The organism is Erwinia sp. V90_4 (assembly GCF_029967685.1).
GTDB lineage: Bacteria > Pseudomonadota > Gammaproteobacteria > Enterobacterales > Enterobacteriaceae > Erwinia > Erwinia aphidicola.
In genome coordinates this window covers 44202-50843 of sequence record NZ_JASCAQ010000051.1, presented here as the reverse complement: position 1 = coordinate 50843, position 6642 = coordinate 44202, and the positions used below count along the sequence as shown (strand labels likewise).

6 protein-coding genes and 1 tRNA gene are annotated in these 6642 nt (G+C 61.8%); 2 read left to right on the top strand and 5 right to left on the bottom strand.

Annotated elements, in window-relative coordinates; translation table 11 throughout:
* The first annotated feature begins 102 nt into the window (after window positions 1–102).
* A tRNA-Ala gene (locus QLG07_RS13175) sits at window positions 103–178 on the top strand.
* Window positions 179–342: 164 nt separating this feature from the next.
* Here QLG07_RS13175 and QLG07_RS13170 read toward each other — a convergent pair.
* The 5 genes from QLG07_RS13170 to QLG07_RS13150 form a co-directional block, all read right to left on the bottom strand.
* Window positions 343–1941: a rhodanese homology domain-containing protein gene (locus QLG07_RS13170; RefSeq protein WP_282469404.1), complete on the bottom strand. Its 1599-nt coding sequence runs from the start codon at window positions 1939–1941 to the stop codon at window positions 343–345.
* A complete protein-coding gene (locus tag QLG07_RS13165; protein WP_282469403.1) occupies window positions 1934–2518 on the bottom strand; it encodes a cysteine dioxygenase in 585 nt (194 codons plus the stop codon). Before QLG07_RS13165 ends, QLG07_RS13170 begins: the two co-directional genes overlap by 8 nt.
* Window positions 2511–3485 carry an ABC transporter substrate-binding protein gene (locus tag QLG07_RS13160; RefSeq protein ID WP_187497840.1) on the bottom strand — a complete coding sequence of 325 codons (975 nt, stop codon included), beginning with the start codon at window positions 3483–3485 and terminating at the stop codon, window positions 2511–2513. Before QLG07_RS13160 ends, QLG07_RS13165 begins: the two co-directional genes overlap by 8 nt.
* A complete protein-coding gene (locus QLG07_RS13155; protein WP_282469402.1) occupies window positions 3485–4567 on the bottom strand; it encodes an LLM class flavin-dependent oxidoreductase in 1083 nt (360 codons plus the stop codon). Before QLG07_RS13155 ends, QLG07_RS13160 begins: the two co-directional genes overlap by 1 nt.
* A 106-nt stretch (window positions 4568–4673) precedes the next feature.
* Entirely contained in the window at window positions 4674–5573 is a 900-nt protein-coding gene (locus QLG07_RS13150) for a LysR family transcriptional regulator (RefSeq protein WP_191149755.1), read from the bottom strand.
* A 149-nt stretch (window positions 5574–5722) separates the two neighbouring features.
* On the opposite strand from QLG07_RS13150, the gene QLG07_RS13145 reads away from it, so the two are divergent.
* A complete protein-coding gene (locus QLG07_RS13145) occupies window positions 5723–6640 on the top strand; it encodes an aliphatic sulfonate ABC transporter substrate-binding protein (protein ID WP_191149754.1) in 918 nt (305 codons plus the stop codon).
* Window positions 6641–6642 lie beyond the last annotated feature (2 nt).

The following is a 6642-nucleotide window of genomic DNA, read 5'->3' as shown; positions in this document are numbered from 1 at the left end:
CGCTTGCATGGCATGCAAGAGGTCAGCGGTTCGATCCCGCTTATCTCCACCAAATCTTCACCAGCAGATTGGGTGGCACCGAAAAATCGCAGAGTTAGTAGTGGGGGTATAGCTCAGCTGGGAGAGCGCTTGCATGGCATGCAAGAGGTCAGCGGTTCGATCCCGCTTATCTCCACCAAATTCTTAATGATGTGAACAATAATCTGCTCAGGCGGATTTTTTTTCGTCTGCGTTTTATCAGGGGCAGGCAAGCCGCCCCTACAACTACCGGCCAGAAACCGCTGTCGCGGTCGGTCTGGACGTACGCCCGCCCCCTGTTTCGGCATAGCGACGCGACGAATTTTACGCCGTCAGCACGCTAAACCCATGCGTGCCGTCGCGCTCCAGCTGCGCCACCAGACCATACTCCCAATCGAGATACGCCTGCATAGCCTCGGCGGAGTTATCCGTACCCTCATAAGGGCGGCGATAGCGATCGATGCGCGGCAGCAGCAGGGCTGTTTCCCCAGCTTCCACCGGCAATCCCGCCGCTTTCCATGCCGTATTTCCGCCCTTCAGCACGATAACCGCTTTACCCGTCAGCGCTTCCAGCTGTGCCACTGCATAGCGTGCCAGCATACTGCTGCCGCAGGTCACCACGTAACGCTGCGCGGCGGGCAGAATGGCCGCCCCCTGCTGCGTCAGTGCTGAGCGCTGAAGCCAGGCCGCACCGGGAATATGCGCGTTGACGTAATTGGCGCTGGTGGTGAAATCCAGCACCTGCGTATCGCCCTCTGCAAGCCAGTTGGCCAACTGATGCGGTTCAACTTCCTGCTGAGCTGGCAGAGGTGGGATAAGCGGTGCCCAGCCGCCGCTGGCGCTGAAATCCTGCGCGCAGAGGTCGTCCAGCACCCACACCTGCCACCCCAGCTGTGCCAGCCACGAGCCGGTGCTGTTGGCGCGCACGCCGTCATCGTCGATTAGCACGATCCACCCGCCGCGCACGCTGGCATAGTGGTCCGTCTCCTGCACCAGCTGGCCACCGGGCACATAGCGGCTGCCCGGCAGATGGCCGTGTTCGTATTCGCTGGCGGCGCGCACATCAAACAAATAAACGGTGTGCTGCTGCTGGCGCTGCCACAGCTGTACTTCTTTCAGCGTGGTGCGCTGCACGCCGGCTTTATCTGCCAGCGTCCTCGCCTGGCGCGCCGCCTGCACTCGCGCGGTATCGCTGGTGCCTGCATACTGGCGTGACTGTCCGTGCTCCAGCGCCAGGCCGGCCAGCGTCCAGCCGATGGTGCCGTTGCGCAGGGCGAAAAGCGGGTTACGTACGCCGGCGTTGACCAGCGACTGCGTGCCGATAATGCTGCGCGTGCGTCCGGCGCAGTTAACAATAATAGTGGTTTGCGGGGAAGGGGCGAGATCGCGCACGCGCAGCGCCAGCTCGCCGCCCGGCACGCTGATGCTGCCGGGAATGCTCATGGTCTGGTACTCATCAAAGCGGCGCGCGTCGAGCACCACCACCGGTTTGCCGCTGCGAAGCAGTGCATCGACCTCTTCGGCACTGAGTGAAGGGGTTGCGGCGCGGCTTTCGACCAGCTCGCCAAACGCTTTGCATGGCGAATTGACGTCGATGAACAGTTCGCCTCCGGCTTCGCGCCAGCCTGCCAGATCGCCCGCCAGCAGGGCAATATCCTGATAGCCAAGCTCGTGCAGCCTGAGCGCCGCAGCCCGCGCCAGCCCGCTGCCATTGTCATACAGCGTCACCGGGGTATTCAGCCGTGGAATGCGGTTAAGGATTTCGATATCCAATTTGGAGTACGCGATATTCACCGCGAACAGCGGGTGCCCGCTGGCGTAGTCGGCCTCTTCGCGCACATCGACCAGCGCCACCTCCTGGTGATTAAGCAGCGCGTGGCGCAGCTGATGATAGTCGCGGGTAAGCGGATTGAATTCAGTCATGTGAGAGATCCCAGATATTTGGTAAATGCGTGTTGTTGTAGCCGGAAATAAACGGTTTTTCACTGCCGTCATCAAGGTAGACCGCCCGGCGCACGCCGCCGATATTGCCGCCGTAGACGTGAATGCTGACCGAGGTGCGGTCACCCCAGGCATTGCTGACGCGGTGGATATCGCCCACCTGCGGCGACACCGCCTCAACCGTACCTGGCTCCAGCCGCACAGCCTGCCCGTCGGGTTGCAGGCCGCTTTCCGTCAGGCGATAGCCTTGCGAAACTTCGGCACCGCGCAGCATGCCGATCAGCCCCCAGACGCGGTGATCGTGTACCGGCGTGGTCTGGCCCGGCCCCCAGACAAAGCTCACCACCGAAAAGCGCTGCTGCGCGTCGGCATACAGCAAGTATTGCTGGTAGCGCGCGGGATCGGGCCGGGCGAACTCATCGGGCAGCCAGTCATCAACGCGCACCAGCTCTTTAAGCAGTGCACTGCCGTGCAGTAGGATCTCCTGCTGCTGCGGCTTCTCGTCGAGCAGGCTCGCCAGCCCGGCGAGAAAGGTACGCAGTCGTTGTGGATTACTCATGGGGTTTCTCCCCGGCGGCGATGCGGTTGGCCGCGTCGGCCAGCGAATAATCGAAGGCGTTATGCACATCGATGGCTTTTGGCAGTACCTTATAGCGATAGAAGAAGTCCGCTGACTTTTGCAGCGTTGCCGCCAGCTGCGGATTAAAATGGGTCGGGCGGATCTGCGCGGAGGCGATCCAGCGCTGGGTAATGCTGACCGGCATGTTGAGTGATTGACTCAGTGCCTGCGCAAACTGTTGCGGATGCTGCTGTGCCCAGATTTGCGCTTTCGCCAGCCTTGCCAGCAGGTCACTAATAGCCTGGCGTTTACCGCTCTCTTTCAGCGCCTCTTCACGCGCCAGCGCATAGGAGTAACCGGAAAGAATGCCCTTGCCGCCGCCCTGCGGTACCAGCACGGCGTGGTCGACCACGATAGCGGAGGAGACATACGGCTCCCAGGTGGCCCAGGCATCAACCGATCCGGTCGCCAGCGCGGCGCGCCCGTCCACCGGCCCAAGGAAGCGCATCGTGACATCCTGCGGTTTCAGTCCGGCACGCTCCAGCAGGCCAAGCAGCAGAAAGTGCCCCCAGCCGCCGCGGTTGACCGCAATCTGCTTACCTTTCAGATCTTGCAGGCTGTGGATACCGCTGCCGGGGCGGGCCAGCAGGGCGATGCTGTCGGCGTTATTCTGCCAGGCACCGACCGCTTTCACCGGCGCGCCGGCGGCATAGACGAACAGAAACGGCAGGTCGCCGGTAAAGCCAACGTCAAGCGCCCCGGCATTGAGCGCTTCCTGCACCGGCGCACCGGAATCAAACGAGCTGAGCTTGAGCTCGTAAGGCAGATTATCGAGCTGTCCCGAGGCGCGCAGCGAGATAAAGCGGTCGCCTTTGACATCGCCCAGCCGCAGCGTGACTTTTTCCGCCGCCAGTGCCGAGGTCGCCACCGCCGCCAGCAGCAGGGCGTAAAGTGCATGACGTCTCATCAGGCGCTCCTTGCCACGCGGCGAGCCGCCACTTTTTCCCGCGTCAGGGGGATCAGCTCGCGGCCATACTCCAGCGCGTCATTGAGCGGGTCGAAGCCGCGTATCAGCACGCTTTCAATGCCGAGATCGTAATATTTGAGTAGCGCATCAGACACCTGATCCGGCGTGCCGACCAGGGAGGTGGAGTTATAGCCGCCGCCGACCAGCTGTGCGATGCCGGTCCACAGCACGCTGTCGAGACGCTCACCTTCACTGGCGGCGGCCATCAGGCGCTGCGCCCCCACGCTTTGCGGCTTGGTGGAGCCAAAATTGTGGCCGCTCTCATGCAGCTTTTTGCGCGCCTCTTCGCGGATATATTCCGCTTTCTCCCAGGCTTCTTTTTCCGTGGCGGCAATAATCGGGCGGAAGGAGATATTAAAACCGATCTCACGCCCGTGGCGGGCGGCCGCGGCGCGCACGGTGCGCACGGTTTCCGCTGCGCCTTTCAGCGGCTCTCCCCACAGTGCAAACACATCGGCGTGACGAGCTGCCACGGCGATCGCTTCGTCGGAGGAACCGCCAAAATAGATCGGCAGCTTACCCTGCACGGGCTTTACCGCCGAAAATGCCTGCTCCGCCTGATAATACTCGCCCTGATGATCGTAAGGCTGCGCGGAGGTCAGGCTGCTGTTCAGCACGCTGAGGAAGTCGTCGGTGCGCGCATAGCGCTGGGTTTTATTCAGATAGTCACCGTCGCGGCGCTGCTCGGCATCGCTGCCGCCGCTGATGATATGCACCGCCAGGCGGCCGTCGGTTAACTGGTCAAGCGTCGCCAGCTTGCGCGCCGCCAGCGTTGGCGAGACGAAGCCGGGGCGATGCGCCAGTAAAAACTTCAGCGTAGAGGTATTGGCCGCCGCATGGGCGGTGACCAGAAAACCGTCCGGTTGATCGGACCAGTAGCCGATCAGAATGCGGTCAAATCCCGCGTCTTCGTGGGCGCGGGCGAAGTCGGCAATATACTGTTTGTTAAACACCGGCCCGCTGGCGCTAAGGGTTTCCGAGGCCAGGCGGTGGCCAATCATACCGAGGAACTGAATGCTCATGCTGTGCTCTCCGTGGTGAACGCCGCGCACTGGCGGGGTGAGAGCCAACCCTAAAGCTGAAAACACTATGTGTGAAATTCATAATTCTTCGTTGTTAATATAAAAATCAGCAATGCTCGCTGAGGCCAAATCCAGCCGCCAGCGTCGTGGCGAACAGATTGACGGCGGCCTGGTGGCTGGCCGGGAGCGCCGGATGCACCAGCCACAGCTCGCTTTGCGGGCTGAAGTCCTGCAGCGGGACTTCCCGCACCCGCTGCTGATTTGCGGCACGCGGCAGCAGCATGCGCGGTAAAATGCCCAGCCCGCTGCCCCCGGCAATTAACCCCAGCTGCAGCGCGGTGCCCTGAACTTCCATATTCAGCTGAAGCGGCAACCCCTGGTCCGCCAGCGCGCGGGCAATTGTGGCACGAAAACCGCAGCCGTCCGGATTGAGGATCCAGCCCCGGGCATAGCACTGCGCCAGCGTGCGCGGCAGCGGCTGCCCGTCATCGGCGGCCACCACCACCAGCGGCACGGCGCCCAGACCGCGCGCCTGCAATCCACCGGCAAAGACTTTCCCCGCCGGGAACAGCAGCAGGGCGGCATCCAGCTGGGCCTGATCCAGCTGCTGAAGTAGCTGATTACCCCAGCCGCTGCTCAGGCGTGGCTGTAAATCGGGGTAGCGCTGCTGCACGGCGGCCAGCACCGGAAGCAGGCTATCATCGGTCAGACTGTGCGGCAGGCCAAAGCGCAGCACGCCCTGCGGGGCGGCATCACCAGAGACCAGCTGCGTCAGGGCCTCTACTTCAGCGGCGATGCGCTTGCACTGCTGATACACCAGCAGGCCAAGCGCGGTCGGTTTCAGCGGTTTGGTCTGGCGGTCCAGCAGCAGCACGCCGAGCGCCTCCTCAAAGTTTTGCACCCGTCGCGTCACGGCAGGCTGAGTCAGCCCGAGTCGGCTGGCGGTCTGCTGCGTGGACTGCAGCTGCACAAGGGTGACAAAGGCGTGAAGATCTTCCAGTTTCATCGCAGTTTTCCAGCAGTAAAAAACGTCAGCATAATGGCCCGTTGCGGAATTTAATATGCTCATTATGCATATTTATTGCTGATAAAATGCGTTCAGATTATAAACAGCGCGGTGCTAGTCTCAGTTTTTTCCTCTTGCTGAGACACCCGATGAAATCACGCTATCTGCTTCCTGTTTCCCTGCTGCTGGCCGCCGTCAGCTCCACCAGCTTTGCCGCCACGCTGTCGGTCGGCGATCAGCGCGGCAATGCCCGTGCCATCCTTGAAGCCGCTGGCGAGCTGAACAATCTGCCGTATACGCTCGACTGGCACGAATTTGCCAATGCCGCTCCGCTGCTGGAAGCGATGCGCGCCGGCTCGATTGATGCCGGTTCGGTCGGCGATGCACCGCTCACTTTTGCCGTGGCCGCCGGCCTGGATGCCAAAGGCATCCTTGCCACTCAGTATGCGGGTAACGCGATTATCGTCAAAAAGGGCAGTGCTATCACCACGCCACAGCAGCTGGCGGGCAAGCGCATTGCCACCGTCAAAGGTTCGTCGGGCCATAATCTGGCGCTGCAGGTGCTGGAACGCGCTGGCGTCGCGGTCAAAGCGGTCAATTTTGTGTTCACGACCCCGGCAGAGGCCACGCTGGTGCTGGATCAGGGCGGGGTGGATGCGGTTTCCACCTGGGAGCCTTACGTCTCGTTCGCCACCCAGCAGTCCGGCGCGCAGATTATTGCTGACGGCAAAGATTACCCGGCGCTCAACTACCTGGTCGCCAGCAACAGCGCGATTGCCGCCAGGCGCAGCGAGCTGTCGGACTTCAGCCAGCGGCTGACGCGCGCACGGGCCTGGGGAGCGCAGCATCCGCAGGAGTACGCCGCGTCAATTGCTAAGCTGCTGCGCATCCCGCAGGAAGTCGCGCTGCAAAAGGTGAAGCGTGAGATCAATACGGTGGTCAGCGATAAGGCGCAGGTGCTGGCTATCCAGCAAAATACCGCTGATTTCTACGCGAAAAATGGCCTGATCCCGAAACCGCTCAAGGCCGAATCGTTTATCGATCTCTCCTTATCGGCGGGGAAATAGTT